Source organism: Nocardioides rubriscoriae (assembly GCF_008087085.1).
Lineage (GTDB): Bacteria > Actinomycetota > Actinomycetes > Propionibacteriales > Nocardioidaceae > Nocardioides > Nocardioides rubriscoriae.
Window position 1 is genome coordinate 130,093 of the sequence record NZ_VIYJ01000010.1, and the last position, 25,534, is coordinate 155,626.

Consider the following 25,534-nt stretch of genomic DNA (forward strand, 5'->3'; position numbering starts at 1 on the left):
CTCAGACCACTTCGACCCACTCCAGGAGAACAGATGAACGTCCGACCCAAGAAGACGTTGCTCGCCGCGTCGGCCCTCGCCATGGCGGTCGCCGCCACCGGTGTCGCCGGTGTGGCGGCCGGAGCCGGCTCCGCCGGCCGCGACGCGAGCGACTGGTACACCGGGGCGAACGCCACGGTGCCCGACGCCAACAAGACCGCGGTGCCGCTCAAGCTCTACGACGCCGCCGGCAACCAGGTCACCACCGGCAGCACGACGGCGCCGCTGGCGACCTACGTCGCCGCCGACACCGCCGTGCGGGCCGACGACCAGTTCGCCAGCCTCTTGGTGCACCTGCCGCTGAAGAGCACCGCTCCGGGCGCGTGGCCCGGGGTCCAGGCCTCCGGCACCGACAAGTTCACCGGCGCCGGGGCCGTCACGGCCCCCGCGTCGCTGAGCGGCAAGCCGTTCGTGCGCACCGCCGGCGGCTACTCGCTGGCCGACGTGGCGGGCAACCTGCCCAACCCCGAGTCGGCCAGCGACAGCTTCGTCGGCGTCTACGAGCTGCGGCTGCGCACCAGCTCGGCGACCGCGGGCGTGGCCGACCAGTACGCCGCGACGTACCTCAAGGTCAGTGGCAGCACCTGGACGGTCACCACCGCCCCGGTCCTCGGGGGTGACGGGCCCGACCCGCAGCCGGTCTCCACCACGGTCGCGCCGACGTGGCCCGCCCGGATCACCTACGGCACCGCCGCCAACGTCGCGGTCACGGTCAGCCCGGCCTCCGGCACCGCCACGCCGACCGGGACCGTCCGCCTGGTCACGGGGTCGACGACCCTGAGTCAGACCACGCTGTCGGCGTCCGGCACCGCGACCCTGCCGATCTCCCGCACCGCCCTGGTGCCGGGCTCCCGGGTGCTCAAGGTCGTCTACGACGGCTCCACGGGCGCGTTCACCGGCTCGGAGTCGGCGCCGCGCACCTACGCGGTGGCCAAGGCAGCGCCGGGCCGACCGACGTTCAAGGCGACGAAGGTCCCGACGTCCACCAGGACCGGCAAGGCGACCCTCACCGTGCCGACCCCTGCAGGGTTGGCCAAGGCGGCGGGCAAGGCCGTGGTGACGATCAAGAAGGCCGGGTCGACCAAGAAGGTGACGGCCACGATCGCTGCCGGCGCCGGGAGCGTCACCCTGCCCAAGCTGGCCCCGGGCACCTGGACGGTCACGGTGAGCTTCCAGGGGAGCACCTTCTACCTGCCGTCGACGTCCACGGCGTACCGGTTGCGGACAAAGGGCTAGTAAGTCCAGTAGATTGAGCACGATTGACCCTGTGGTGCCGGTGGTGACCCCACCGGCACCACAGCGTCCGAGGGCAGCCCGGAGCGGGCGCCCCACCAGGCCGTACCAGAAGGAGAGCGCGATGAGCGCCCAGCAGATCGACGCGACACCCCAGCCCCTGGCCCCGACCCCCGGCCCGACCCCCGGCCCGGTCGACGTCCCGGCGACCGCCGGGCTGAAGGCCGAGCGCGTCTCGGCGTGGTTCGGCCAGCGCAAGGTGCTCGACCGCGTCAGCCTTGACATGCCCGCCGGGCAGGTGACCGCGCTGATCGGTCCGTCCGGCTGCGGCAAGTCGACGTTCCTGCGCATCCTCAACCGGATGCACGAGCTGGTGCCCGGTGCCCAGCTCGCCGGGGAGGTGCGCCTCGACGGCGACGACATCTACGCCCCGCAGCGCCGGCTGACCGACGCCCGCAAGGCGATCGGCATGGTCTTCCAGAAGCCCAACCCGTTCCCCGCGATGTCGATCCAGGACAACGTGCTGGCCGGGCTGAAGATCACCGGCACCAAGATCGCCAAGTCCGAGCGCGACGCCCTCACCGAGGAGTCCCTGACGCGGGCCGGGCTCTGGCTCGAGGTCAAGGACCGCCTGCGCCAGCCCGGGTCCGCGCTGTCCGGCGGCCAGCAGCAGCGGCTGTGCATCGCCCGCTCGCTCGCGGTGCGCCCGCGGGTGCTGCTGATGGACGAGCCCTGCTCGGCCCTCGACCCCACCTCGACCCGCGTGGTCGAGGAGACCATCACCCAGATCGCGCAGGACGTGACCATCGTGATCGTCACCCACAACATGCAGCAGGCCCAGCGGGTCTCCGACCAGTGCGCGTTCTTCCTCGCCGCGCACGGCACGCCCGGGGTGATCGTCGAGCACGGTCCCACCGACGTGATCTTCGACAGCCCGCAGGACCAGCGCACCTCCGACTACGTCAACGGCCGCTTCGGCTAGGTGCTTTGGCCGCCTCCGGCCTCCCGGGGCTCGCTGCCGGACCGGGCCACACGGTGGTCGAGGAGGTTGCGCTAGCAACCGTCACGAGACCATCCAGCCGCAGGAACAGGTCGACTCGGCCACAGGATGGGGTGAGCACCCCGGGAAGGCGGTCGTCGGTGGCTGATCCGCTCGTGGCGTTGCTGGCGGGGTTCGTGCTGGCGACGGTGACGACGCCGGTCGGGGTGTCGGGCGCGGTGTTCCTGCTGCCCGTGCAGCTGTCGGTGCTGCACGTGCCCAACCCGCAGGTCACCCCGACCAACCTGCTCTACAACGTGGTCTCCGGTCCGGCGGGGGTGGTGCGCTACCTGCGCTCCGGGCGGCTCGACCGCCCCCTCGCACGGCTGATCGTCTCCGGATCCGTGCCGGGAGTCGTCCTGGGAGCGCTGATCCGGGTCTACGCGGCGGCCGATCCCGACGTGTTCCGGCTGCTCGCCGCGACCGTGCTGGTGCCGGTAGGGCTGGTCGTGCTGCGGCCGCCGGTGCCGGTGGCCCGCGACCTGTCGCCGCGCGCCGTGCGGGGCCTGGCCCTCGTGGTCGGCACCATCGGTGGCGTCTACGGCGTCGGCGGTGGCTCCCTGGTCGCACCTCTCCTGGTCGGCAGCGGGATGGCGGTCGCGACGGTCGCCCCTGCCGCCCTGCTGTCGACCTGGCTCACCTCGCTCGTCGGCGTGGCGACGTACGCCGTGATCGCGCTCCACGCCCCCGGGACCGTCGAGCCACGATGGTCCGTCGGCCTCGCCGCGGGCCTCGGCGGGCTCGCCGGCGGGTGGCTGGGCGCCTCGCTGCAGCCGCGGCTGCCGGACCGGGCGTTGCGCACCACGCTCGGGGTGCTCGCGCTGGCGCTCGCCGGTCTGTACGTCGTCCAGGCGGTCACCTGAGCGCGACCGGCCCTACTTCTTGCGCGCGCCCTTCTTGCGCGGCGCCTCGGGCGGGTGGGCGCCGACGACGGCGAACACCGGCGCCGACAGGTGCTCGAGCGCGGTGACGGTGGCGGCGTGCCGCTCGGCGAGGTCGGCGACGATCAGGGCCAGGTCGGCCTGCGCGGAGGCCAGCTTCGCCATCGTGTCGGCGAGCTCGCGCTGGCGGACCAGGAAGTCCTGCAGGGGCTGGGCGGTGGCCGCCGCGAGCCCGGTGAGGGCGTCGGCGAGACCGACGACCTGGCGGACCAGGTCCTCGGGCGCGGTGACGGTGGTGACGGTGGTGTCGCGGATCGCGCGCAGGGTGTCGGCGGCGAGCTTGAGGGCGAGCTGCTGCGACCTGTTGAGCAGGTGGAAGGGGTCCAGCGGGTTGTCGGCCATGGCCGCAGCGTCCCAGATCGGCGCGCGCTGCGGGATGTCCGACCGCGCGGCACAGGCGCCGGTCGTGTTAAAGTCATGTAATTCAGTATAGATAAACGAGAGTGAGGCGGCGATGGCCACCGGACCGACCATCGGCTACGTGCCCGGGGTGTTCGACCTCTTCCACGTCGGGCACCTCAACGTCCTGCGGCAGGCCCGTGCGCAGTGCGACGTGCTCGTCGCGGGGCTCGTCTCCGACGAGCTGTGCGAGACGGTCAAGGGGATCCGGCCGTTCGTGCCGCTCGCGGAGCGGCTCGAGATCGTCGACAGCCTGGCGATGGTCGACGCGACGTACGCCGAGACCTCCCTCGACCGGCGTGAGGCCTGGCACCAGGTCGGCTTCCACCGGGTCTTCAAGGGCGACGACTGGCGAGGGAGCCCCCGCGGGGTCGACCTGGAGCGCTTGATGTCGCTGCTCGGGGTCGAGGTCGTCTACTTCCCCTACACCGTCCACACGAGCAGCACCCAGCTGCGCGCCGTGATCGCCGCGCGGTCGGCCTCGTGACCACCGCACCACCGGCGCCCCCGGCAGCACCTGTGGGCTCGTCGTACGCCGACGACGACGGCCTCTTCGTCGGCGGCCGCGACGCCGACTGCGCCCTCGTGGTGAGCTTCGACGGCCGCTACGTCCTGGCGACCACCCCGGCGCGCGACGGGCGGCCACGGGGGAGCGGCGTGCAGGTGCCCTGGCCCGAGGTCCTGCGCCCCCACCTGCGCGGCACCACCCGCGTCGGCATCACCGACGCGGTCGACGGGCGGGTGCTCCTCGACCAGGAGGTCTGCTTCGGCGGTGAGACGGCCACCGGCGAGCGCGTGGCCGTCGTCGACGCGCGGGGCAACCCGCTGGCCGTCGACAAGGTGGGCCACCTGTGCCGCGCGTTCTCCGAGACCGACACCGCAGTGCGCAGCGAGATCCTCGCCGGCACCCAGCGCGCTCTGGCCGACCTCCGCGAGGGGTGCGGGGTCACGGCCTACCTCAACTACGGAGCGCTGCTGGGCGCGGTGCGCGACGGTCGGATGATCGCCCACGACTCCGACACCGACGTCTGCTACCTGAGCCGCCGGCAGAGCCCGGCCGAGGTGATCCTCGAGTCCTACCGCGTCGAGCGGGTCCTGCGCGACCGCGGCTGGTCGCTGATGCGCATGTCAGGCGGCGACATCAAGCTGCTGCTGCCGCTCAGCGACGGTCGGAGCTGTCACATCGACGTCTTCGTCGCGTTCTACGTCGAGGGAGTGTTCTACCAGCTCGGCAACCGCAGCGGCGCCCTGCCCGAGTCGGTGATCCTGCCGCTGGGGACGGTCGAGCTGCACGGCCACGAGTTCCCGGCGCCGGCATGGCCCGAGGCGATGCTCGCCTTCCTCTACGGCCCCCACTGGCGCACCCCCGACCCCTCGTTCCGCTACGCCGACCCGCCCGACGGCGTACGCCGGCTCAACGGGTGGCTGCGTGGGTTCCGCACCGACGTCGGTGCCTGGGCGGACTTCCACCAGGGTCGTGGCGCCCACGGCGTGACGCGGCGTCGGTCCGGCTTCGCGCGCTGGGTGCGCGCCCAGGTGCCCGTCGGGGCGCCGATCGCCGACCTCGGCGCGGGTACCGGCCGGGACGCGCTGTGGTTCGCCTCCCACGGCCACGACGTCGTCGCGCTCGACTTCTCCCGACCGGCCCGGCGGGCGCTCGCCCGGCGGGCCCGACGCCACGGTGTGCCCCTCGCTGTGAGAGCCCTGGCGCTCGGCGAGCTGCGATCGGTCCTCGTCACCGGAGCCGAGCTGGCCCGCGACGGACGCCACCTCCACGCCCGTCACCTGCTCGGCTGCCTCGACGCGCCGGCACGCCACAACCTCTGGCTGCTCGGCCGCATGGTGTCGCGCGGCGGCGGCCGGCTCTTCGTGGAGTTCAGTGCTCTCGACCCCGGCCGGGGTCTGCCCGACCCGGCTCCGGCCGGCCTGGTCTCCCGGCTCGACCCCGACGTCGTACGCCGTGAGGTGAAGGAGTCCGGCGGTGTGGTCGAGATCGAGGAACGTGGAGCGGGCCTCGACGTCGTCGACGGGCCCGACCCCTACGTCGTGCGCATGTGCATCTCCTGGCCGAGGCCGACCGGCCCGGCCCCCACCGAGAGGAACCCCAGATGAGCCGGACCCTGGCCGCGGCGCGCGCACGCGTCGTCGTCGCCCGTGACCGATACGAGCGTCTGCGTCGCCGGCGCCTCGGGCTGCGCGACCGCGTGGCCGGCCTCGAGGTCGAGGTGCAGGAGAACCGGCAGCTCCAGCGCCGGGTGGCCGAGCTGACCGACGTGGTCGCCGAGCTGCTGCTGCCGGTCGCCGACCGCGACGAGGCGCGCGTCCGGGAGGCGTTGGCCGACTACCGCAGCAGGCTCTGAGGACCGACGCTCTAGGCTGACCCCCACACATTCCCCGGTTGGTCTGCCGGCAGGGCCCGCCTGACTTTGAATCAGGACTAGCGACGATGGTTCGACTCCATCCCGGGGAGCGCCAGGACGACCGGTCCGACCGGCCAGCGCTGTGGGCACAGGTCTAGACGGAAGGCCGGTTGTCGTCGTTTCGTTCACTGGCCGCGTCGCCACCCTCCACACTTCCAGGGGCGTCCACCGCGCCTGAGCCGCGTATTCCCTGGAGCCCTCGTGAACCGTCGTGTCGTCCCCGCAGCCGTGCTCGCGTCCGCGTTCGTCACCCTCCTCGCCCTCGCCGGGCCGGGGGGCGCGGCGGCAGCCCGGCCGCCCGGGCCCGAGGGTCGCCCGGCGGGCCCGTCGTGGGACGACATGGTGACCGGCCGGACATCGGCAGCCGACCCGCTGGCACCGACCCGCCGAGCGGCTCGGGAGTCCCGCGCGTCCGGTACGCCGACCGTGCACCACGTCTACGTCAGCATCCTCAAGGTCACCGACGACACGGGCGACGACGACTGGAGCCTCGAGGACCTGAGCGAGGCCAACGTCGCCACGGCGATCCAGCGCATCAGCGACTACTGGTCGGCGGAGTCCGACGGCGCCGTGACCTTCGAGATCGCGGGGTACGAGACTCGGAGCCTCGGCCAGGACGGGTGTGACTGGACAGCGGCCTACGACGCCGGCGAGCAGGTGGCCTTCGACGGCGCGGCCCTCGGCGCCGACTGGGTGGCCGCCCACAACCACCTGCTGATGCTCAGCCAGGAGAACGCGGCTTGCCACACCGGCGGCCACGCCTCCGTCGGCGGGGGCACCGTCTTCCTCCCCAACGGGCTCACCGACGAGAACGTCGAGTACCCCGGGCTCCCGGGGTTGGTCCACGAGTTCGGTCACAACCTGGGGTTCGGCCACGCCGACTCGGGCATCTGCCGCGACGCGGTCAAGGTCGACGCGCCGCTGGGCCAGTTCCGCCGCGACGACCTCGACTCGCAGTGCCCGTACAAGGAGTACGGAGACACCCAGGACATCATGGGGTTCAGCCTCGACCGCGCTTACCCGCACCTGTCGGCGATCTCCCGGGCACGCGCGGGCTGGCTGGCCGGGTCGCTGGCCGCACCGGGCGTCGGGACCACCACCGTGGTCCTTCACCCGCTCGACGACGCCACCGGCCTGCGCGCGGCACGGATCACCGACCCGCGGACCGGGCAGGTCTACGTCGTGGAGTACCGCACCAAGGCGGGAGCGGACGCGACGTCGATCGAGTACCGCGGCGCCGCACGTCAGGAGGGCGGCCTGTTCTACCTCTTCCCCCCGCGCGTGGGCGGCAACGGGGACTCCTTCGCGCGGTGGACCCAGGACACGCCGGAGGCCACCGGCGGCGTGCGGATCTCGCGCCTGCTGACCTTCCCGCCGGGCGACCCGCGGTACAACGCCTACGTCCCCTCCTACTCCGAGACGGTGACGCTCGCGGTCGGCACGAGCACCTCGAGCCCCAACGTCTACAACCGCAACGACCACCTGGACGCCGGCGAGTCGTTCACCAGCTACTCGGGCGGCATCAAGGTGGAGGCCCTTGCCCTCGACGCCGTCAACGGGGCGCAGGTGCGCTTCATCGTGGCCCGGGCGCCCTCTGCCACCACGCTCAAGGTCGCCGACGTGACCCTCACGACCAGCCAGAGGCCGCGCCTGACGGCTGTGGTGTCGGCTCCGGCTGCGACCACGGTGACGGGCAAGGTCACGGTCCTGATCGACCGGCGCGTCCGCTACACCGTCTCGCTGGGCGCCGGGGGTCGGGCCACCTTCAACCTTCCGGCCTTCGGGAGGGCCGGTCGCGGCAAGCACGTGCTGAGCCTCTCCTACGTCGGGTCCAGCCAGGCGCTGCCCAGTGCCTCCCGGTCGGTGACGGTCAAGGTGGGTTAGCTGCCATGCCCGGCCCGGTGGGTCGTTCGTAGACCGACGTGTCGCCGGCCGCGAAGGTCTCGGTGACGCGGTGCGTCCCCGTCGCCCAGGAGCGCGGCGCAGTCACTCGGTCGGGACCAGGGCGGCCCTCCGGACCGTACTCCTACGTGGTCGGCCCGACCAGCGGCATCGGCAACCCGTCGGGCACGTCGTCGACGCTGGGGTAGCGGTGGTTGACGTCCTGGTTGGCCTGCTCGAACCACCGCACGAGCCGGTCGTGGAGGGCCGGCGGCACCCCGGCGTCGACCAGCGCGTCGGCGAAGGCCCGCACCGCGCGCCGGTCCATCTCGTCGTGCTCGCCGTTGCCCGTGTGCAGTCGTACGACGTGGCTCTCGTCGCCCAGCCCGGGGCCTGTGTAGGCGGCCGGGCCGCCGAGCACCTCGACCCAGTACGCCGCGAGCCGCTCGGTGTGGTCGGCGCGGAAGCCGTGGTCGAAGGCGTGGCTGACCACCGGGTCGGCCAGGACGCGCTCGTGCCAGTGGTGGGCGACGCGGAGCATGACGTCGGTACCGCCGAGGGCGTCGTAGAGGGTCGGCACCCGCCCAGTAGAACGCCGCCCCGCCCCGGGGACAAGGTGCCGCGCTCGTCGTCGTCGCAGCCCCACCGTCCCCGGCGGCCCGGGCCCACCGCTAGCGGGGCAGCGACAGCTGGTCCGCCGGGGCGTCGGCGGTCTTCTTGCGCAGGCGCACGGTGAAGGTGGTGCCCTGGTGCAGCTGCGAGGCGACCTCGACGCTGCCGCCGTGCCGCTCGACGATCGACTTCACGATCGCCAGGCCCAGGCCGGTCCCGGGCGCGGTCGAGGCCACGGCGTTGGAGGCCCGGTGGAAGCGGTCGAAGACGTGGTCGAGGTCCTCGGGCGGGATCCCGACCCCGGTGTCGGTGACGCTCAACGCCATGGTGCCCGGCTCGTCGTCGGCGAAGGACAGCGCGATGTGGCCGCCGCCGGCGGTGAACTTGATGGCGTTGCTCAGCAGGTTGATGATCACGCGCTCGATCTCGGCCTCGTCACCCAGCACCACCTCAGGCTCCCAGGGCTCCACGACGAAGACCCGGATGTCGTTGGTCAGGGCCAACGGCTGCAGCACGGCGACGGCGTTGCGGGCCACGGTCCGGACGTCGACCTCCGCGCGCTCGAGCTCGTGGGTGCCGGAGTCGGTGCGCGACAGCGTGAGCAGCCCGTCCACCAGCGACAACAGCCGCTGGCCGTTGGACTCGATGCGGCCCACGATGATCGAGCCCTCGGTGCCCAGCGCGTCGCCGTACAGGTCAGCCAGGATCTCGGCGTAGCCCAGGACGCTGGTCATCGGGGTGCGCAGCTCGTGCGAGACCGACGAGACGAAGTCGGCCTTGAGGGCGTCGGCTTCTTGCAGTCGGGACGCGAGGGCGCGCTCGTGCTCGAGCGCCTGCACGAGGAGCTTCTCGACCTTGCGCTGGGCCCCGACGTCCTCGGCGATGCCGAGGTAGCCGATCGGGTAGCCCTCGGCGTCGTCGACCCGGCTGACGACCAACGAGACGAGCCGTCGGCGGCCGTCGGCGGTGACGTAGGTCCAGTCGCGGCGCTCGGAGGTGCGCTCGCGCCCGCGCACCTCGCTGACGAACACCTCGAACCCGGGCTCGATGCCCAGCTCGGCGGCCCGGGCGATGACCTCCTCGGGGTCGTGGAACAGGGTGGGCGTGTGTCGACCCACGACCTCCTCCTCGGCGTACCCCAGCATGTTGACCGCACCCTGGTTGAAGACCTGGATGACACCGTCGAGGTCGGTCTCGATGATCGCGGTGGAGGACGCCGACTCGATGACGGCCTGGAGGTGCTGGCGCGCCCCCATCGCGCTCAGGTGCGCTGATTGGCGCGACTCGACGGTCACGCGCAGCGAGAAGAGCATGATCGCGGTCGACAGGATGAGGACCTCGATCATCGTGCCGGTCGTCTCCGGCTCCAGGCCGGCGCGCTCGACGGCCACGACGAACGGCCCCCACCCGGCGGCCGAGGCCGCGGTGATGGTGACGTTGACCAAGATCAGCTGGACCGCGCAGGCCTGCAGCGACTGCCGGAACGCGAGGAAGACCAGCAGCGGGAACAGCGTGAACACCAGGGGCAGGTGCTGGGCGGGGCCGAACAGGGCGAGGCTCACGGCGACCAGCACGAACGCGGTGCCGATCTTCTCGGGGTAGCCGGCCTGGCGCGGGTGGTGCTCGCGCCCCAGGGCGAAGGGCAGGAAGAGCAGGACAGCTGCCAGGTGCGAGGCCGTGACCGCCCGCGCCGTCACCCAGAACTCGCCGCCGAGCAGACCCATCACCGCAGCCGCCGCGACCAGGCCGGCCAGCAGCGCGCCGGTGGCGGCGGCCGCTCCGATCTGCGACAGCTGCTTGATCGAGAGCAGCGTGAGCCCGGGGTTGAGCTGCAGGACCAGCGCGCAGGTCAGCGCGACCTCGGCGGCGTTGGCGGTCGAGAAGAGCAGCGCCACGTCGAGCTCGCGGCCCCCGGTCAGGTTGGCCACGACGCTGGCCAGCCACGTCGTCGCGACGGCGCCGCGTACTCCGGACCGGCCCCGTCGCAGACCCACCGCGATCGCCACGCCGGTGGCGGGCCACCACGCTGCGACCTGGGTCCCGGAGGGAGCCAAGCGGATCGCCGCGTCACCGAGCAGGATGATCACCAGCCCGAGCAGGGACCAACCCGCGGCGGCTCGCCAGCGGTCCTGCGCGGTCGCTCGCACTGCCTACCTCCTCGATGCTCGCGGCGCTGCCGCTTCCGCCGCCAACATCGGCACCGGGGCGCGCTACCTGAGCAGAACGGTGGGCAGAACGGCGGACCGAGTGGTGGGGCCGGGCGGCTGTACCGTCGAGCGTATCGACATCCGGGCCGTCGCGGGGGGCTTCGCGGCAGCACGGACGACCGGGCCTGAGGCGCCGGCCGGCGTCCTGTCCTAGTGTGATCCGGTGCCCCCCGACCTGACCGTGATCGTCCTGGCCGCCGGTGGCGGTACCCGGATGAAGTCCAAGACGATGAAGGTGCTCCACGAGGTCGGTGGTCGCAGCATGGTGGGCCACGTGCTCGCCGCTGCGCTGGCGACCGAGCCGCAACGCGTCGTGGCGGTCGTCGGCCACCAGCGCGACCAGGTCGGGCCCCACATCCAGCAGCTGGTCCCCGACGCCGTCCTCGCCGTCCAGGAGGAGCAGCTCGGCACCGGGCACGCCGTGCGCGTGGCGATGCAGGCCATCGGGCAGACCAGCGGCACCGTCGTCGTCGCGACCGGTGACACGCCCCTGCTGACCGGCGAGAGCCTGCGCGCCTTCGTCGCCGAGCACCTCGCCTCGCAGGCGGCGGTGAGCATCCTCAGCGGGGTGGTCGACGACCCCTTCGGGCTCGGGCGCATCGTGCGCAACGACGAGGGCGACGTGCTCGCGATCGTCGAGGAGAAGGACGCCACCGACCTGCAGCGCGAGATCCGCGAGATCAACTCCGGGATCCTGGCCTTCGATGCCGCGTTCTTGGCCGACGCGCTGCCCCGCATCGGCAACGACAACGCCAACGGCGAGTTCTACCTCACCGACGCGATCGGGCTGGCCCGCGAGGACGCCCTCGCGGTCAGCGCCCACCCGATCGACGACGTCATGCAGACCGAGGGGGTCAACGACCGCGCCCAGCTCGCGCGGATCGGCGCCGAGCTCAACCGCCGGATCGTGACGCGGTGGATGCGCGACGGGGTCAGCGTGATGGACCCCGCCACGACCTGGATCGACGCCGACGTCGTGCTCGCCGCCGACGTGACGATCCTGCCCGGCACCCAGCTCCTCGGGGCCACGGTGGTCGCCGAGGACGCCGTGGTCGGGCCCGACACCACGCTGAAGGACTGCGAGGTCGGCGCCGGGGCCCGCGTCGTCCGCACCCACGCCGAGCTGGCCGTGATCGGCGACGGCGCCACGGTCGGGCCCTTCTCCTACCTGCGGCCCGGCACCAGGCTCGGCACGCGCGGCAAGATCGGTGCGTTCGTCGAGACCAAGAACGCCGAGATCGGCGACGGCGCCAAGGTGCCCCACCTGTCCTACGTCGGCGACGCCGAGATCGGCGAGGGCACCAACATCGGCGCCGGCACGATCTTCGCCAACTACGACGGCGTGGCCAAGCACCGCACCGTCGTGGGCCCGCATGCCCGCACGGGGTCCAACAACACCTTCGTCGCGCCGGTCGAGATCGGTGCCGGCGCGGGCACGGGTGCCGGCACCGTCGTACGCCATGACGTGCCGCCCGGCGCCCTGGCGGTGAGCGCCGGTCCGCAGCGCGACCTCGAGGGTTGGGTCGCGCGGCGGCGTCCAGGGACCGACCAGGCGTCCGCGGCGGCGCAGGCCCTGGCACAATCTCCCATGGCCCACGACCCGTCCGACGAGAGCCCTCAGGAGCGCGCGTGACCGGAATCCAGAAGACCACCGAGAAGAACCTCATGGTCTTCAGTGGCCGGGCGCACCCCGCCCTGGCCACCGAGGTCTCCGAGATCCTCGGCACCCCGATCGTGCCGACGTCGGCCTACGACTTCGCCAACGGCGAGATCTACGTGCGCTACGAGGAGTCGGTGCGCGGCTGCGACGCTTTCGTCATCCAGAGCCACACCGCGCCGATCAACACCTGGCTGATGGAGCACCTGATCATGGTCGACGCGCTCAAGCGCGCCTCGGCCAAGCGCATCACGGTCGTGATGCCCTTCTGGGGCTACAGTCGCCAGGACAAGAAGCACCGCGGCCGCGAGCCGATCTCGGCCCGCCTGGTCGCCGACATGTTCAAGACCGCGGGCGCCGACCGCATCATCACCGTCGACATGCACGCCGACCAGCTGCAGGGCTTCTTCGACGGCCCCGTCGACCACCTGATGGCGCTGCCGCTGCTCACCGACTACATCAAGGCCCAGTACGGCGGCCAGCAGCTGGCGATCGTCTCGCCCGACGCCGGCCGCATCAAGGTCGCCGAGCGCTGGTCCGCGCGCCTGGGCGGGGCGCCCCTGGCCTTCATCCACAAGAGCCGCCGGGCCGACCGCCCCAACGAGACCGTCGCCAACCGCGTCGTCGGCGACGTCAAGGGCCGCATGTGCGTGCTGACCGACGACATGATCGACACCGGCGGCACCATCGTGAAGGCCGCCGAGGCGCTCATCGCCGACGGCGCCGCGGGCGTCGTGATCGCCGCGACCCACGCGATCCTCTCCGGACCTGCCGTCGACCGCCTCAAGAACTCCCCGGCCTCGGAGGTGATCGTCACCAACACGCTGCCGATCAGCCCCGACGCCGAGTTCGACAAGCTCACCACGCTCTCGATCGCGCCGCTGGTCGCGCGCGCCATCCGCGAGGTGTTCGAGGACGGCTCGGTCACCTCGATGTTCGACGGTCACGCGTAGCCGACGTCGGTCAGAGGGCGACCAGCGTCACCACACGGTGGTTGAGGTGCGAGCGCAGCGAGCCTCGAAACCCCCGCAGCAACAGGTCGGGTCGAGCTGTCGCTGCGGTGGTCTCGAGGCTCGTCGCTAGCGCTCCTCGCACCTCGACCAGCGTCAGCGGCGGTCGTCGAGCGCGTCCTCCCAGGCCCGCCGCAGGATCGTGCTGGTGACATCGGTCAGCGCGGCCTCGACGGCGTCGAGGCGGGCGGCGTCGAGCGCGACCGCCGGGAAGGCACGGCCGACCGCCTGGGCGAACGCCTGGCCGCGCTCGGCCAGGGCCGGGGCCTCGGCCAGGTAGCGGTCGACGTACGGCGCCACGAGGGCGGCCTGCTCGGGCTGCCACAGCCCGCCGGTGAGCGCCTCGAAGCGGCGGTTGGCGACGTCCGGCTCGGTCGCGGCGGCCCAGGCGGCGGCCTTGGCCTCGGGGGTCGGGCGGGCGGCCAGGGCGCGGGCGGCGCCGAGCTCGCCGTCGACGGTGCCGTCGCGCAGGCGCTCGGCCTCGACGGCGGCCTCGTCGACGGCGCCGATCGCGGCCAGGCGGGCGACGACGCGCCAGCGCAGGCCGGCGTACCAGGACAGGCCGTCGACCCCGTCGGCGTCGAGCCAGCCCTGGAGCAGCGCGGCGTCGCGCGAGGTCGAGGCCAGGCCTTCGACGAAGGTCAGGCGCAGCTCGTCGTCGGTGGCGCGCGCCAACCCGGCGGCGAAGGCGTCGGCCAGGGTGGCGCACGCCGCGGCGACGTCGTCGGCCGCAACGCGCTCGGGCAGGATCGAGACCAGGGTCCGGTTGACGACCGAGGTCACGATCATCGGGTAGGTCTCGAGCGGCAGGAGCCGGGCCAGGACGCCGAGGTAGTCAAGCGCCGACATCCGGCGGGTGCGGACCGCGTCGAACCACGTGCCCCACACGACCGCCCGGGCCAGCGGGTCCTCCAGCGCGGGCAGCGACGACGCGAACGCGGCGGCCGACCGCGGGTCGAGGGCGACCTGCGCATAGGTCTCGCTGGCCACGTTGGGGAGCACGACCCGGCCCGCCCAGCCGTCCAGCCGCACCGGCTCGTCGGCCAGGTCGACGGTGCGGGTCTCGAGCAGCGCCAGCACGTCGTCGTACGACGCCACCTGGAAGCGGTGGGGCCGCGAGCCCTCACGGTGCAGCACCGGGGTGCCGTCGTCGTCGCGCTCGACCCGGATGGTGTCGAAGCCGGTGGTGCGCAGCCAGGCGTCCGCCCACCCGACGACGTCGCGGTCGGAGACGGCGTCGAGCGCGGCCACGAAGTCGGCCAGCACAGCGTTGCCGAAACGGTGCTGCGACAGGTAGGCGTTGACGCCCGCGAGGAAGGTCTCGTCGCCCAGCCAGGTCACCAGCTGGCGCAGGGCAGCGTTGCCCTTGGCGTAGCTGATCATGTCGAAGTTGGTGGCCGCGGCGTCGACGTCGGGCACGTCCTCGGCGGCCGGGGCGACCGGGTGGGTGGAGCGGCGTGCGTCGGTGCGGTAGGCGACGACCTTGCGGGTCGTCTCGAAGCCGACCAGCAGGTGCGGATAGCCGGCGGCGGCCTCGGCGACGCGGAAGCCCATGTAGTCGGCGAACGACTCCTGCAGCCAGGTGTCCTCCCACCACGTCATCGTCACCAGGTCGCCGAACCACATGTGCGCCATCTCGTGGGCGATGGTCGAGGCGCGGGCGGCGCGCAGGCGGGCGGTGGTGAGGCCGCGGGGGAGGTACTCGTCGCGGTAGGTGACGCAGCCCGGCGTCTCGAGCGCGCCCCAGTTCTGACCGGGCACGAACGCCTGCTCGTAGGAGTCGAACGGCATCGGCTCGGTGAACAGCGTCGCGTAGTGGTCGAAGCACTTCTCGGTCGTCGCGCGCAGCTCGTCGAAGTCGCGGTCGAGCTCGGCGGCCAGCGACGCCCGGGCGTGCCAGGCGAAGGGCAGCCCGGCGTGCTCCCAGGTGCGGGAGTGCCAGGGCCCTGCGCAGACCACGAACATGGCGGTGGGGATCGGCAGGGTGGTGGTGAACTGCCAGCGTCGCAGGGTCCGGCCGTCGTCGCCCTCCAGCAGGCCCTCGTGCTGGACCCGCCCGTTGGCCATGACCGTCCACGCCGGGTCGGCGCCGACGCGCAGCTGGACCGGCGCCTTCAGGTCGTTCTGGTCGAAGCAGGGGAAGACCTTCTGGGCCACGTCCATCCCGACGTACGCCGCCACGTAGGTCTCGCCGTCGGCGGGGTCGGTGAACGTGTGCATGCCGTCGCCGTCGGTCACGTAGGGGACCTTCGCGGTCACGACCAGGGAGTGCCGTCCCCCGAGGCCGGAGAGGTGGATCCGGTGGCCGTCGTAGGACCACGTCACGCCCTGGTGCTCAGGGTCGAGCTCGACGTCGACGTCACTCGCGCCGCTCAGCTCGAGGAACGTCGCGTCGGTGCTGCAGGTGAAGCCGACGACGCAGCCCAGGTCGTAGTGGCCCCGGCCAGGATCGGTCAGGTCGAGCTCGAGGCTGTAGGAGACGTCCGAGACGGCGGCGGCACGGGCACGGGCTTCGTCGAGGGTCAGGCTCACGCCCTCACCCTACGGATTGGCGATCGGCGGCCGACGCCCGTAATCTTCTCGGGTTGCCTCGGCGAGGGAGCCCACCCAGCTCCGTGATCGACAGGGCCGGCTGATCGAACGCCGCGCTGTCGCGCGGCGTTCTGTGTCTCTCCGCCCGGCCCCACCGACCCACACACCGCCGAACCAACCGGGAGACCAGCATGTCCGAGACCGAGAAGATCCAGGCCGAGAGCCGCACCGAGTTCGGCAAGGGCGCGGCCCGCCGCATCCGTCGCGAGAACAAGATCCCGGCCGTCATCTACGGCCACGGCAACGACCCGATCCACGTCACCCTGCCGGGTCACTCGACGATGATGGCCCTCAAGCACGGCGGCTCCAACGCCCTGCTCGAGCTCGACATCGACGGCTCGAGCCAGCTGGCGCTGACCAAGCAGGTCCAGATCGACCCGATCCGCCGCGCGATCGAGCACATCGACTTCGTCGCCGTCCGCAAGGGCGAGAAGGTCACCGTCGACGTCGCGATCAACGTCGTCGGCGAGGCCGGCCCCGACACCCTCGTGGTCATCGAGAACCAGACCGTCCAGGTCGAGGCCGAGGCCACCACGATCCCCGAGCAGATCGACGTCGACATCGAGGGCCTCGCCGCGGGCACCCAGATCCTGGCCTCCGAGCTGCAGCTCCCCGCCGGCACCACCCTGCTCGTCGACGGCGAGACCCTCGTCGTCAACATCACCGAGCAGATCAGCGCCGAGGCCCTCGAGGCCGAGCTGGAGGAGGCCGAGGCCGAGGCCGGCATCGAGCGCGACGAGTCCGAGGACGAGTCCGCGAGCAGCGAGGCTGCGGCCGAGGAGTCCCCGGCCTCCGAGGAGTGATCCTCGCCCGGCTCAGGTGGTACCTGGGCCGCCTGATCTCACCGGTACGCCCCGACCCCGCGCAGGAGACCGACGACATGTCCGAGGTGTGGCTCGTCGTCGGTCTGGGCAACCCCGGCGAGAAGTACGCCGGGCACCGTCACAACATCGGCTACCTGGTCGTCGACGAGCTCGTCCGCCGGCTCGGCACCCCGCTGCGCGCCCACAAGACCGGGCGCGCCGAGGTGGCCGAGGCCCGGCTGGGGGCGCCCGGCAGCGACGGCCCCCGTCTCGTGCTCGCCCGACCTCGTTCCTACATGAACGAGGTCGGCGGGCCGGTCAAGGCGCTGGCCACGTTCTACAAGGTCGAGCCCGACCACGTGATCGCGATCCACGACGAGCTCGACATCGCCTTCGGGACCTTGCGCACCAAGCTCGGCGGCGGCGACAACGGCCACAACGGACTGAAGTCGATGCGCTCGTCGTTCGGCACCGGCGACTTCTACCGGGTCCGGGCCGGCATCGGCCGCCCCCCGGGCCGGCAGGACGTCGCCGACTTCGTGCTGTCCAACTACTCCACCGTCGAGCGCAAGGAGCTGCCCTTCCAGGTCGACACCGCCGCCGACGCGGTCGAGTCGCTGGTCCTCGAGGGGCTCGAGCGCACGCAGCAGAAGTTCAACAGCTGACCTGTCCTCGGCTCGCGTGGGTGGTCCCACCGTCGGGGGACCAGCCGACGGCGTGGGCCCACTGCTCGGCCGCCTCCATGACGAGGTCGCACACCGGGTCCTTCACCGCGTAGTAGGCGTCCGCGTCGTCGGGGTGCAGCTGCGCCAGGGCGGTCTTGACCCGGGCGTAGGCGGTGGCAGCCGACGGCGACGAGCGCAGGTAGTCGCGGAAGAGCAACGCGTAGCGCTGGTTGCCGCGACCGACCTCGCGCACGTGGAGATGAGTACGGCGCCACGACGACGGGGCCCGGAACATCCGCTTGGACCACTCGCCCGGCGCGTCCGTCGCGCCGGGTGGGACGTGGTCGCGGGTGTGCTCGGTCGGGGTCGCGCCGAGCGTGCGGAAGCCGGCCTCGAGGCGCGGGTCGGCGAGGTCGGCCACGGTGACCTGCACGTCGATGACGTCCTTGGCGGCCAGCCCCGGCACGGAGGTGGAGCCGATGTGGTCGATGCGCAGCGCCACCTCTCCCAGCGCGCCGGCCAGGGCGGCGGCGATGCGCTCGAACTCCGCCGGCCATCGCTCGTCGTGGGCCTCGATGGCGATGCGAGGCTGCTGGGTCGGCCCCTGGTGCAGGAGGAGCCGCAGCTCCTCGATCTGCAGCGGGGACCCCTCGCACAGCGGCTCCCACGTGCCGGTCGGCTCGAAGCCGCGGCTGACGTAGAGGCGGCGGGCGCCGTCGTTGCCCTCGGTGACGTGCAGCCGCACCTCGTCGTACGACGGCCGGCACCAGGCCACGAGCGCGTCGAGCAGCTGCCCGCCGACGCCGTGCCCGCGGGCGACCGGGTCGGTCCACATGCCCCACACGAAGACGGTCGGCCCGTCGTCGGGGGCGAAGGCGCCGCCCATCGCCACCGGGTGGCCGTCGTCGAGGGCGAGCAGGGTGAGCCCGCCGTTGTCGGCCCGTTGGCGCCACCCGCCCTCGGTGAGCGACTCGGCCTGGGCCAGCGTGCTCCCGAACGCCTCGGGGGCGTCGGCGAGCGCCCTCAGCCGGACGTCGCGCAGCAGCTGCCAGTCGTCGGCGGTCACCCGGCGCAGCTCGATGCTCATGCGCCCCACCCTGGCACGGCGCAGCGGTGGAACCACCGCGCTCCTCGTCAGTCGGGGTCGGGTGGGCGGCGATGGAAGGTGAGGGTGCCGTCGGGGTGTCGGACCAGCTCGTAGCGGGGGTCGTGCGCGAGGTGGTGGTGGTGGCTGCAGAGGAGCACGCCGTCGTCGAGGTCGGTGTGGCCACCTTGGGACCAGGCGACGAGGTGGTGGGCCTCGCACCAGGCGGCAGGGATGGTGCAGCCACGGGTGCGGCAGGTGACGTCGCGCACGGCCATGGCTTTGCGCTGGGAACGGCTGTAGAGCCGGCGGCTGCGGCCGAGGTCGAGGATCTCCGACTCACTGCCGAGCACGGCCGGGACGAGGCGGGCGGTGCAGGCCAGGCGTCGGGCTTGGGTGGCGGAGAGGGGTTCGTCGCCGACCAGGGCGACGCCGAGGCCTTCGAGGAGGGACTGCAGCTCGATGGTGACGATGACGGTGGTGGCGTCGCCGCCGTGCAGCGGGAGACGGCTGGGGTCGAGACGCTCGAGGAGGGCGCCGAAGGCGTCGCCGAGGCGCTGCGGGTAGGTGCGCTGGTCGGTGGGGCCGGGGCTGGCGGGCTCGGGGTCGTCGGCTGGCTCACGGTCCTGGCTCGGCCCGGTCGGCTCGGTCGGCTCGGTCGGCTCGGTCGGCTCGGTGGTGGGGGTGGCGGTGGGTCGCTGTCGAGGGGAGGTGAACGACTGCAGGTAGGTCATGAGTCGGTCGGCGACGTGGTCGGCGCAGCGGATGCGGATGTCGGTGGTGCCGTCGCCGCGCCGGCGGGTGTGGAGCGAGGTCTGGGCGGCGGCGCGGGTGTCGGCGTCGCCGAGGGCCTTGGCTTCGCGTTGGTCTTCGAGGTCGGGGGCGATGACCGAGAGCAGCTTGCGGCCGAGGTTGCGCAGGGCGCGCGGTGCGAAGTGGGGTGCTTGGTCGACGAGGTGCTGCTGGGCCTGCGCGGCCACCCCGGGTGGTAGGTCGTCGGGCAGCTCGTCGAGAGCGCGGCCCACGACCATGGCCCGCTCCCGGTCGACCTCGCCGCACCGCATGGCTGCCGCGAGCGCGGGTCGGCGCTCGAGCATGCGGGCGAGCTCGAGGTCGCGCCGGCCGACGTGGTCGTCGAGCCTTATCGCGTGGGCCAGCCACGCGCCGGCGTCACGTGAGCCGTGCGCCGCAGCGACGTCGTCGGCAGCGGCGAGCACCCGCAACCGGAGCTCGTCGAGGCGGGCCGCGACGGCCGCGAGCTCGACCAGCGCGGCCTCCTTGTCGGGAGTGCTCATGAACAGCGGCTCGATCGCGGCCACGTCGTCGAGCGCAGCACCCAGCGTGGTGGCACAGGCCAGCACGGGGTGCCCCAGCGGCGACGACGTGAATGACATGGACGAGCTCCGAGCAGTCTTGACCCCGAGTCAGGGTCAACGGGTGCGTGCTGCCGCGGGGAGTGGGACCACCGGGACTTCTGCGATGACTGCTCGGGACCAGCGAGCCCGTGGGGGCCGAGGACGGGACGCACACCCGCCGAAGTGTCCGGTGCCGAGATGCGGCTCAACATGCGCTGAGTCGATCGTACGCCTGTTCGATTGAATGCGCAAGCAGGCAAGTTCAAGTTTCGTGATGTGGTGCAACCGCCCGGCTTTGCCGAGAGTCGGGCTGCTCGTCCCATGACGAAACGGGCCCCGCTGTGCGTCAATGAAGCCATGAGGCCGACAGCGGGGATCGTGGCCGTCCTTCTGCTGCTGGCCGGGTGCCAGTCGGAGCCGCTTTCTGCCGTCCAGTATGTCGAGTACAAGGACGACGCGCCCTCCCTCATGGTGTGGGTCACCGGCTGTAACCCAAATGCGCCAGTTGACGTCGAGGAGTCATCAACGAAGGTGCGTCTCACGGTGACCGCGGCCGAGCGGGAAGACGGCTGCTCGGACTCCATCGTCGTTGATCTGCCGAGCCCCGTGGGTGACCGCGTGGTCATCGACAGTGAGACCGGCAAGGAAATCACTCGGGTCGTCAGCATCAACGAGTAGCGACCGGCTCCGCTATTGCGCCCGCTCGTGCCGCCAGGAGGGCTCCGGCCGACCACGCCGCCTCTTGTTCACACTACTGCCGTCCTGCGGGCTCCGCCCCCTGCTGGCTTCGAGATGCCACGGGCGGAGTAGCAACGATGTTCGGTCACTCAGCCGAGCTCAAAGGTGCTCTCGGACTTCTGCCTCGTCCCAACCGAAAACGGTTGCTCCTACCCGCGTCCAGCCGTCGCCGTCACGCCAACCGTCGATTCGCTCCATCTCGTTGTGCAGGACGCTCACAACGTCTCGCACAGTGACTGAGCGCCAGGGAGAAGTCACCATGAACACGTCGTCGTCTTCGTCAGTGACGACCTCGCCCAGCTCGGTGCGTGGGACCCGGTGGGCGACGGGCCAGATGGAGGCGAGTTCGTTCGCGCTGCCCGTGTGCTCAGACAGGAGCTCGTACCCGTTAGCCCGAGCCTTGACCAGGGCTGCAGACGGAGCCGGAAGGGGACGCACGTTGGTGGTTCGGCGACGCAGCAGGTCGATGAGGGCGCCGCCACCGTAGTCGTCGTAGTCCGAGGTAAGCCTGGCAGCGAGCTCGTCGTCCTTCGCCGAGGACAAGAGTCGCTGACACTGGTCCCCGACCAGCGTCACCGCGGGAAACGCAACGCTGTCACCAATGGCCATCTCGATCGACAGTGCGCACGAAGCAGGTTCGGCTGAACACAGCGCGCAACTCGACATACGACCATCCTGCCTGGGTTCGCTGCGCGCAACCACCAGCGTGAGGCGTCCTGGAGACAGGCGCTCCGCCCGGTCATGCCGCGTCCTGTGAACTCCATTGCCGAGAGTCGGGTGTTGTCCAGCGCTCTCGTACACGGACTGGCACAACGGCACGATCGGACCGCCAGCCCCGCTCTGCGCACGCCTGACCGTCGGCACGCAATCCCGTTGTGCCAGTCCAATGGCGGGAACTGACCCCCGATCCGCCGAGCGCCCGGGAGCTGCCCGCGACCAGCCGCCCCTCACGACACGACGGTGACCCGCAGCTCCCGGTCGACCAGCCCGCTCAGCCGCCGGGCCTCGGCCGCGATCGCGCCGTCCGGCCGGACGGAGTCGTCGAGCCAGGTCACCGAGAGGTCGTCGCCGCGACGCGTCCAGGTCCCGCGCACGACGCCGCCGACGACGACGGGGTGGGCCTTGCGGGTCATCAGGTCGCGCAGCGCCGGCGGGGTCACGTGGGTGTCCTGGGTGCCGGGGCCCATGACCCACTGGTCGTGGCCGGGGAGGAACCGCACGGCGTCCGAGGGGCGGGCCGCGTCGAGGTCGTCGACGTGCTCGCGCGCGACGTACGCCGTGGTGCCCTCGACGTCGACCGCCACCAACCGCTCGGCGGCCTCGGCCCACCAGCGCCGCAGACCCCGGCCGGCGCTCAGGCCCTTGTCCAGCCAGTAGTGCACGTGGTCGTAGGTCGACGGCCCGTAGGTGCCGACGTAGGCCAGCACGGCCCGCGGGCCGGCCTCCTCGAGGTCGGGGACGCCGCCCCAGCGCGGGCTGACGTCGAGCCGCTGGAAGGTGGCGCGGCCGTCCTGCGGGGGGCCGAAACCGAGGTCGCCCTGCCACGACAGCGGCTTGAGCAGGGTGCCGGCGCCGTCGGCGAAGACCGGGGCGAGGTGGCGGTAGGCGCGCTGCCGCGTGAGCACCTCGCCGAGCTCGGTGACGGTCAGCGGGCCGTCGGCGAGCGCGGCGCGCGCCGCGGCGCGGAGGCCCGGCCAGTCCGACGGTGCGAGCCGGTAGTGCTCGACCCAGCTCGGCAGCTCCCATTGCCGGCCCGACGCGCGCAGCGCCAGGTAGACCCCGCCGTCCTCGGGCGAGAGGTAGTGCACCGACCCGCGGAAGGCGAACGCCTTGACCACCTCGCCCGCGACCAGGGCGTCGGCCAGCTCGCCCGGCTGCGACGTCGTACGCCGGGTGCGGACGGCGAGCTCGGCCAGCGACTCGTCCATCGACAGCACGGCGCCGAGGCGGCGTACGACGTCGCCGACCGAGGCGGTGACGACCGGCTCGAGCAGGTGGCGCTCCAGGCGCCAGGCGAGCGCTCGGGCCCAGGTGACCGAGACCTCCGTCGTCATGCCCGCAGCCTCGCACCCGTTGCGGATCGACGTCGTCCCCGCTCTAGGGTGACCCGGTGAGCTACGAGCCGACGATCCCGCCCGAGTCCGCCGCCACCGACGACCACGTGCTGGCCGCGTGGCTGGCCGACGAGGCCGGACGCCGGCTGCTCGACGTGCGCGGCGAGGGCCTCGAGGGGCGCGAGCTCAAGGACGCCGGTGACGCCGCCGCCCACGAGCTGCTGATGGCGCTGCTCGCCGAGCACCGGCCGACCGACGCCGTGCTGTCGGAGGAGGGGAAGGACGACAAGGTCCGGCTGACCTCCGAGCGCGTGTGGATCATCGACCCGCTCGACGGCACCCGTGAGTTCTCCGAGCCGCCGCGCGACGACTGGGCCGTCCACGTCGCGCTGTGGGAGCGCACCGCCGGCGACGGCGGCGAGCTGACCGCCGGTGCGGTCGCGCAGCCGGCGCTGGGGGAGACCTTCACGACCGGCGCGCCCCCCGTCGTACCGCCCAGCACCAGCGAGAGCCCCCGCATCGCGGTCTCGCGCAGCCGGCCGCCGGAGTTCGTGCACGGCCTGGCCCGCGAGCTCGACGCCCAGCTGGTCGCGATGGGCTCGGCCGGGGTCAAGGTGCTCTCGGTCGCGCGCGACCTCACCGACGCCTACGTGCACGCCGGCGGGCAGTACGAGTGGGACTCCGCCGCCCCGGTCGCCGTCGCGCGTGCGGCCGGCCTGTTCACCAGCCGCATCGACGGCAGCCCACTGCGCTACAACCAGGACGACGTCTACCTGCCCGACCTCGTCGTGTGCCGCCCCGAGCTGGCCGACCGGATCCTCACCTGGATCGCGGACAACGGCGTGTCGTGACGCGACCCAGCACGGGAGTGGGCACGGTCGACCACGTGCTGCTCGATGCCGACGGCGTCCTGCAGGACCTCCCCGGCGGCTGGTTCGACCGGCTGCGCCCGTGGCTCGGCGACCGCGCCGAGGCGTTCATCGAGGAGTCGTGGGTGGCCGAGGTGCCGACCCTGCGCGGCGAGGGCGACTTCTTCGACCACCTCGAGCGCCACCTGGCGGCGTACGGCGTGGACGTGGGGGTCGAGGAGCTCTTCGCGGCGGTCTGGACCTCGATCGAGCTGGTGCCGTCGTCGATCGACCTGGTGCACCGGCTGCGCGCCGCCGGCTACGGCGTCCACCTCGGCACCAACCAGGAGCGGCACCGTGCGACCTACATGCGCACCGAGCTGGGCTACGACGAGCTCTTCGACGTGTCCTGCTACTCCTGGGAGCTCGGAGCGGTGAAGACCGAGCCGGCCTACTTCAAGCAGGCGGTTGCGCTCATCGGCTGCGCGCCCGGCGAGGTCGTCTTCGTCGACGACCGGCTCGACAACGTCGAGACCGCACGGTCGGTCGGGCTCGGCGGCGTGCACTGGACCTTCACCGACGGCATCGACGTGTTGCACTCGCGCCTGGCCGAGCACGGTGTCATCGTCGACCGGTGACCTCCTACGTCTCCCACACGACCATCGACTGCCACGACGCCTACGCGCTCTCCGAGTGGTGGAAGCCCGTGCTCGGCTACGTCGACCTCGACGGCGACCCCAACCTGCCCGGGCACGAGGAGTGCATGATCCGTGACCCCGAGAGCGGCCACCAGCTGCTCTTCATCGAGGTCCCCGACGCCACGCTGCCCGCCAAGCGGATCCACCTCGACGTCGTCCCGCGCGAGGGCACGCGCGACGACGAGGTCGCCCGGCTGCTCGCCCACGGCGCCACCCAGGTCGCCGACCGGCGTCACGCGAACGGCACCGGCTGGGTCACGCTGGCCGACCCCGAGGGCAACCAGCTCTGCGTGCTGCGCAGCCAGCAGGAGCGGGACGCCGCTGCCGGCTGAGGCAGGGTCGGTCAGCCGACCTTCTCGAGGAACTCCAGCAGCAGCCGGTGGACGACGTCGGGCTTCTCCATCGGGATGAAGTGGGAGCCGCGCAGCTCGACGTACTCGGCGTCGGCCATCCGCGCCGCGGCCGAGGCCATGTCGCGGGCCCCCGCCAGGACGTCCCAGGTCGCCGCGACGAACATCGCCGGCACCTCGATCGACGACAGCGAGACGCGGGCGTGGCGCGAGGTGCTGAGCGCGAGGTGGAAGTACCAGTCGAGCGGGGTCGTGAGGAACTCCTTGATGCCGAGCGCGGCCAGCTCGAGGTCGCGGACCGGCAGCATGAAGCCGGAGTGGGAGATCACCTGCACCGTACGGCGCCCGATCGGCAGCCGGCGCGCCACCGGCGTCAGGGCCCGACCGGCGATGGTCATCGCGCGCGACACGTTGACCGTCATCGTGCGGGCCACGACGTGGGGGATGTGCAGGGGCGCCAGCATCGTGGCGAAGGTGTCGCCGGGCACCCCGGCGACCGCGAACAGGCCGGCGACCCGCTCGGGGTGGCGCACCGCCATCTCGAACATCGTGTTGACGCCCATCGACCAGCCCATCAGCACGGCCCGGTCGATCCCGAAGTGGTCCATGACCGACAGGCCGTCCTGGACGAAGTGCTCGATCTCGACGTGGCTGGGGTCGACCGGACGCTCGGAGCCGCCGACGCCGCGGTGGTTCCAGGAGACGATCCGCACGCCGCAGTCGGGGTCGAGCAGGGCCGGCCAGCACCAGGCGTTGGTGCCCAGGCCGTTGCACAGCACGACCGTGGGGCCGTCGATCAGCCCGTCGGGGTCGTTGGTCCAGGCCCGCAGGTGGGTCCCGTCGTCGGACAGGATGTCGCGGAACGCGGGCGAGGAGGCCGTGACGGCGCTCGCGGCGGAGGTCGGCATG

General features: G+C 72.4%; 24 protein-coding genes and 1 tRNA gene. 16 read left to right on the top strand and 9 right to left on the bottom strand.

All coding sequences use genetic code 11. From position 1 onward, the window contains the following. Positions 1 to 33 precede the first annotated feature (33 nt). From FZC61_RS18365 to FZC61_RS18375, 3 genes are all read left to right on the top strand, one after another. Entirely contained in the window at positions 34 to 1,275 is a 1,242-nt protein-coding gene (locus FZC61_RS18365; protein ID WP_148615626.1) for an Ig-like domain-containing protein, read from the top strand. 121 nt (positions 1,276 to 1,396) lie between these two features. Next, positions 1,397 to 2,254 (top strand): phosphate ABC transporter ATP-binding protein, encoded by an 858-nt coding sequence (locus FZC61_RS18370; RefSeq protein WP_148615627.1) that lies wholly within the window; start codon positions 1,397 to 1,399, stop codon positions 2,252 to 2,254. Between the two features lie 158 nt (positions 2,255 to 2,412). Then, positions 2,413 to 3,174: a sulfite exporter TauE/SafE family protein gene (locus FZC61_RS18375; protein WP_148615628.1), complete on the top strand. Its 762-nt coding sequence runs from the start codon at positions 2,413 to 2,415 to the stop codon at positions 3,172 to 3,174. Between the two features lie 12 nt (positions 3,175 to 3,186). Here FZC61_RS18375 and FZC61_RS18380 read toward each other — a convergent pair whose 3' ends face one another. Further along, positions 3,187 to 3,594, bottom strand: coding sequence for a hypothetical protein (locus tag FZC61_RS18380; protein ID WP_148615629.1), 408 nt, complete (start codon positions 3,592 to 3,594; stop codon positions 3,187 to 3,189). Between the two features lie 112 nt (positions 3,595 to 3,706). Between FZC61_RS18380 and FZC61_RS18385 the strand changes: the two genes are divergently transcribed. From FZC61_RS18385 to FZC61_RS18405, 5 genes are all read left to right on the top strand, one after another. Beyond that, positions 3,707 to 4,138, top strand: a complete 432-nt coding sequence (locus tag FZC61_RS18385; RefSeq protein ID WP_148615630.1) for an FAD synthase family protein — start codon at positions 3,707 to 3,709, stop codon at positions 4,136 to 4,138. After that, complete coding sequence (locus FZC61_RS18390; RefSeq protein ID WP_246142780.1) at positions 4,135 to 5,763, top strand: class I SAM-dependent methyltransferase; 1,629 nt, start codon at positions 4,135 to 4,137, stop codon at positions 5,761 to 5,763. Before FZC61_RS18385 ends, FZC61_RS18390 begins: the two co-directional genes overlap by 4 nt. Then, entirely contained in the window at positions 5,760 to 6,011 is a 252-nt protein-coding gene (locus tag FZC61_RS18395) for a DUF6752 domain-containing protein (RefSeq protein WP_246142781.1), read from the top strand. The genes FZC61_RS18390 and FZC61_RS18395 overlap by 4 nt, the downstream gene beginning before the upstream one ends. A gap of 31 nt (positions 6,012 to 6,042) precedes the next feature. Next, positions 6,043 to 6,121: transfer RNA gene (locus tag FZC61_RS18400), tRNA-Gln, on the top strand. Positions 6,122 to 6,272: 151 nt separating this feature from the next. Further along, positions 6,273 to 7,955, top strand: coding sequence for an Ig-like domain repeat protein (locus FZC61_RS18405; protein ID WP_148615631.1), 1,683 nt, complete (start codon positions 6,273 to 6,275; stop codon positions 7,953 to 7,955). A gap of 142 nt (positions 7,956 to 8,097) precedes the next feature. On the opposite strand, the gene FZC61_RS18410 is transcribed toward FZC61_RS18405, so the two are convergent. Continuing rightward, a complete protein-coding gene (locus FZC61_RS18410) occupies positions 8,098 to 8,532 on the bottom strand; it encodes a globin domain-containing protein (protein ID WP_148615632.1) in 435 nt (144 codons plus the stop codon). A gap of 91 nt (positions 8,533 to 8,623) precedes the next feature. Then, the gene (locus FZC61_RS18415) at positions 8,624 to 10,711 is read right to left on the bottom strand and encodes an ATP-binding protein (RefSeq protein ID WP_148615633.1); all 2,088 of its coding nucleotides are present in this window, start codon (positions 10,709 to 10,711) and stop codon (positions 8,624 to 8,626) included. Between the two features lie 223 nt (positions 10,712 to 10,934). Between FZC61_RS18415 and glmU the strand changes: the two genes are divergently transcribed. After that, positions 10,935 to 12,404, top strand: a complete 1,470-nt coding sequence (gene glmU, locus FZC61_RS18420) for a bifunctional UDP-N-acetylglucosamine diphosphorylase/glucosamine-1-phosphate N-acetyltransferase GlmU (protein ID WP_148615634.1) — start codon at positions 10,935 to 10,937, stop codon at positions 12,402 to 12,404. Further along, positions 12,401 to 13,381, top strand: a complete 981-nt coding sequence (locus tag FZC61_RS18425; protein ID WP_148615635.1) for a ribose-phosphate diphosphokinase — start codon at positions 12,401 to 12,403, stop codon at positions 13,379 to 13,381. The genes glmU and FZC61_RS18425 overlap by 4 nt, the downstream gene beginning before the upstream one ends. A 153-nt stretch (positions 13,382 to 13,534) precedes the next feature. Here FZC61_RS18425 and pepN read toward each other — a convergent pair whose 3' ends face one another. After that, positions 13,535 to 15,970, bottom strand: a complete 2,436-nt coding sequence (pepN, locus tag FZC61_RS18430; RefSeq protein ID WP_148615636.1) for an aminopeptidase N — start codon at positions 15,968 to 15,970, stop codon at positions 13,535 to 13,537. A 191-nt stretch (positions 15,971 to 16,161) separates the two neighbouring features. Here pepN and FZC61_RS18435 point away from each other — a divergent pair, with 191 nt between their 5' ends. Both FZC61_RS18435 and pth read left to right on the top strand, forming a co-directional pair. After that, a complete protein-coding gene (locus tag FZC61_RS18435) occupies positions 16,162 to 16,833 on the top strand; it encodes a 50S ribosomal protein L25/general stress protein Ctc (protein WP_148615637.1) in 672 nt (223 codons plus the stop codon). A gap of 77 nt (positions 16,834 to 16,910) precedes the next feature. Beyond that, entirely contained in the window at positions 16,911 to 17,498 is a 588-nt protein-coding gene (gene pth, locus FZC61_RS18440) for an aminoacyl-tRNA hydrolase (RefSeq protein WP_148615723.1), read from the top strand. Here pth and FZC61_RS18445 read toward each other — a convergent pair. Then, positions 17,488 to 18,585 (bottom strand): bifunctional GNAT family N-acetyltransferase/GrpB family protein, encoded by a 1,098-nt coding sequence (locus FZC61_RS18445; RefSeq protein ID WP_148615638.1) that lies wholly within the window; start codon positions 18,583 to 18,585, stop codon positions 17,488 to 17,490. The genes pth and FZC61_RS18445 overlap by 11 nt on opposite strands. A gap of 47 nt (positions 18,586 to 18,632) precedes the next feature. After that, positions 18,633 to 19,976, bottom strand: a complete 1,344-nt coding sequence (locus FZC61_RS18450) for an HNH endonuclease signature motif containing protein (protein WP_148615639.1) — start codon at positions 19,974 to 19,976, stop codon at positions 18,633 to 18,635. 201 nt (positions 19,977 to 20,177) lie between these two features. On the opposite strand from FZC61_RS18450, the gene FZC61_RS18455 reads away from it, so the two are divergent. After that, entirely contained in the window at positions 20,178 to 20,615 is a 438-nt protein-coding gene (locus FZC61_RS18455; protein ID WP_148615640.1) for a hypothetical protein, read from the top strand. A 159-nt stretch (positions 20,616 to 20,774) separates the two neighbouring features. Here FZC61_RS18455 and FZC61_RS18460 read toward each other — a convergent pair whose 3' ends face one another. Beyond that, positions 20,775 to 21,284 carry a hypothetical protein gene (locus FZC61_RS18460; RefSeq protein WP_148615641.1) on the bottom strand — a complete coding sequence of 170 codons (510 nt, stop codon included), beginning with the start codon at positions 21,282 to 21,284 and terminating at the stop codon, positions 20,775 to 20,777. Between the two features lie 338 nt (positions 21,285 to 21,622). Continuing rightward, positions 21,623 to 22,729 carry a DNA glycosylase AlkZ-like family protein gene (locus FZC61_RS18465; RefSeq protein ID WP_148615642.1) on the bottom strand — a complete coding sequence of 369 codons (1,107 nt, stop codon included), beginning with the start codon at positions 22,727 to 22,729 and terminating at the stop codon, positions 21,623 to 21,625. A 56-nt stretch (positions 22,730 to 22,785) separates the two neighbouring features. On the opposite strand from FZC61_RS18465, the gene FZC61_RS18470 reads away from it, so the two are divergent. From FZC61_RS18470 to FZC61_RS18480, 3 genes are read left to right on the top strand one after another with little or no spacing between them, the layout of a single operon-like run. Continuing rightward, positions 22,786 to 23,580 carry a 3'(2'),5'-bisphosphate nucleotidase CysQ gene (locus tag FZC61_RS18470; protein ID WP_148615643.1) on the top strand — a complete coding sequence of 265 codons (795 nt, stop codon included), beginning with the start codon at positions 22,786 to 22,788 and terminating at the stop codon, positions 23,578 to 23,580. Positions 23,581 to 23,615: 35 nt separating this feature from the next. Further along, positions 23,616 to 24,215 carry an HAD family hydrolase gene (locus FZC61_RS18475; protein ID WP_211357324.1) on the top strand — a complete coding sequence of 200 codons (600 nt, stop codon included), beginning with the start codon at positions 23,616 to 23,618 and terminating at the stop codon, positions 24,213 to 24,215. Further along, positions 24,212 to 24,607, top strand: a complete 396-nt coding sequence (locus FZC61_RS18480; RefSeq protein WP_148615644.1) for a VOC family protein — start codon at positions 24,212 to 24,214, stop codon at positions 24,605 to 24,607. Before FZC61_RS18475 ends, FZC61_RS18480 begins: the two co-directional genes overlap by 4 nt. Positions 24,608 to 24,618: 11 nt before the next feature. On the opposite strand, the gene FZC61_RS18485 is transcribed toward FZC61_RS18480, so the two are convergent. After that, entirely contained in the window at positions 24,619 to 25,533 is a 915-nt protein-coding gene (locus FZC61_RS18485) for an alpha/beta fold hydrolase (RefSeq protein WP_148615645.1), read from the bottom strand. Position 25,534: the final 1 nt, after the last annotated feature.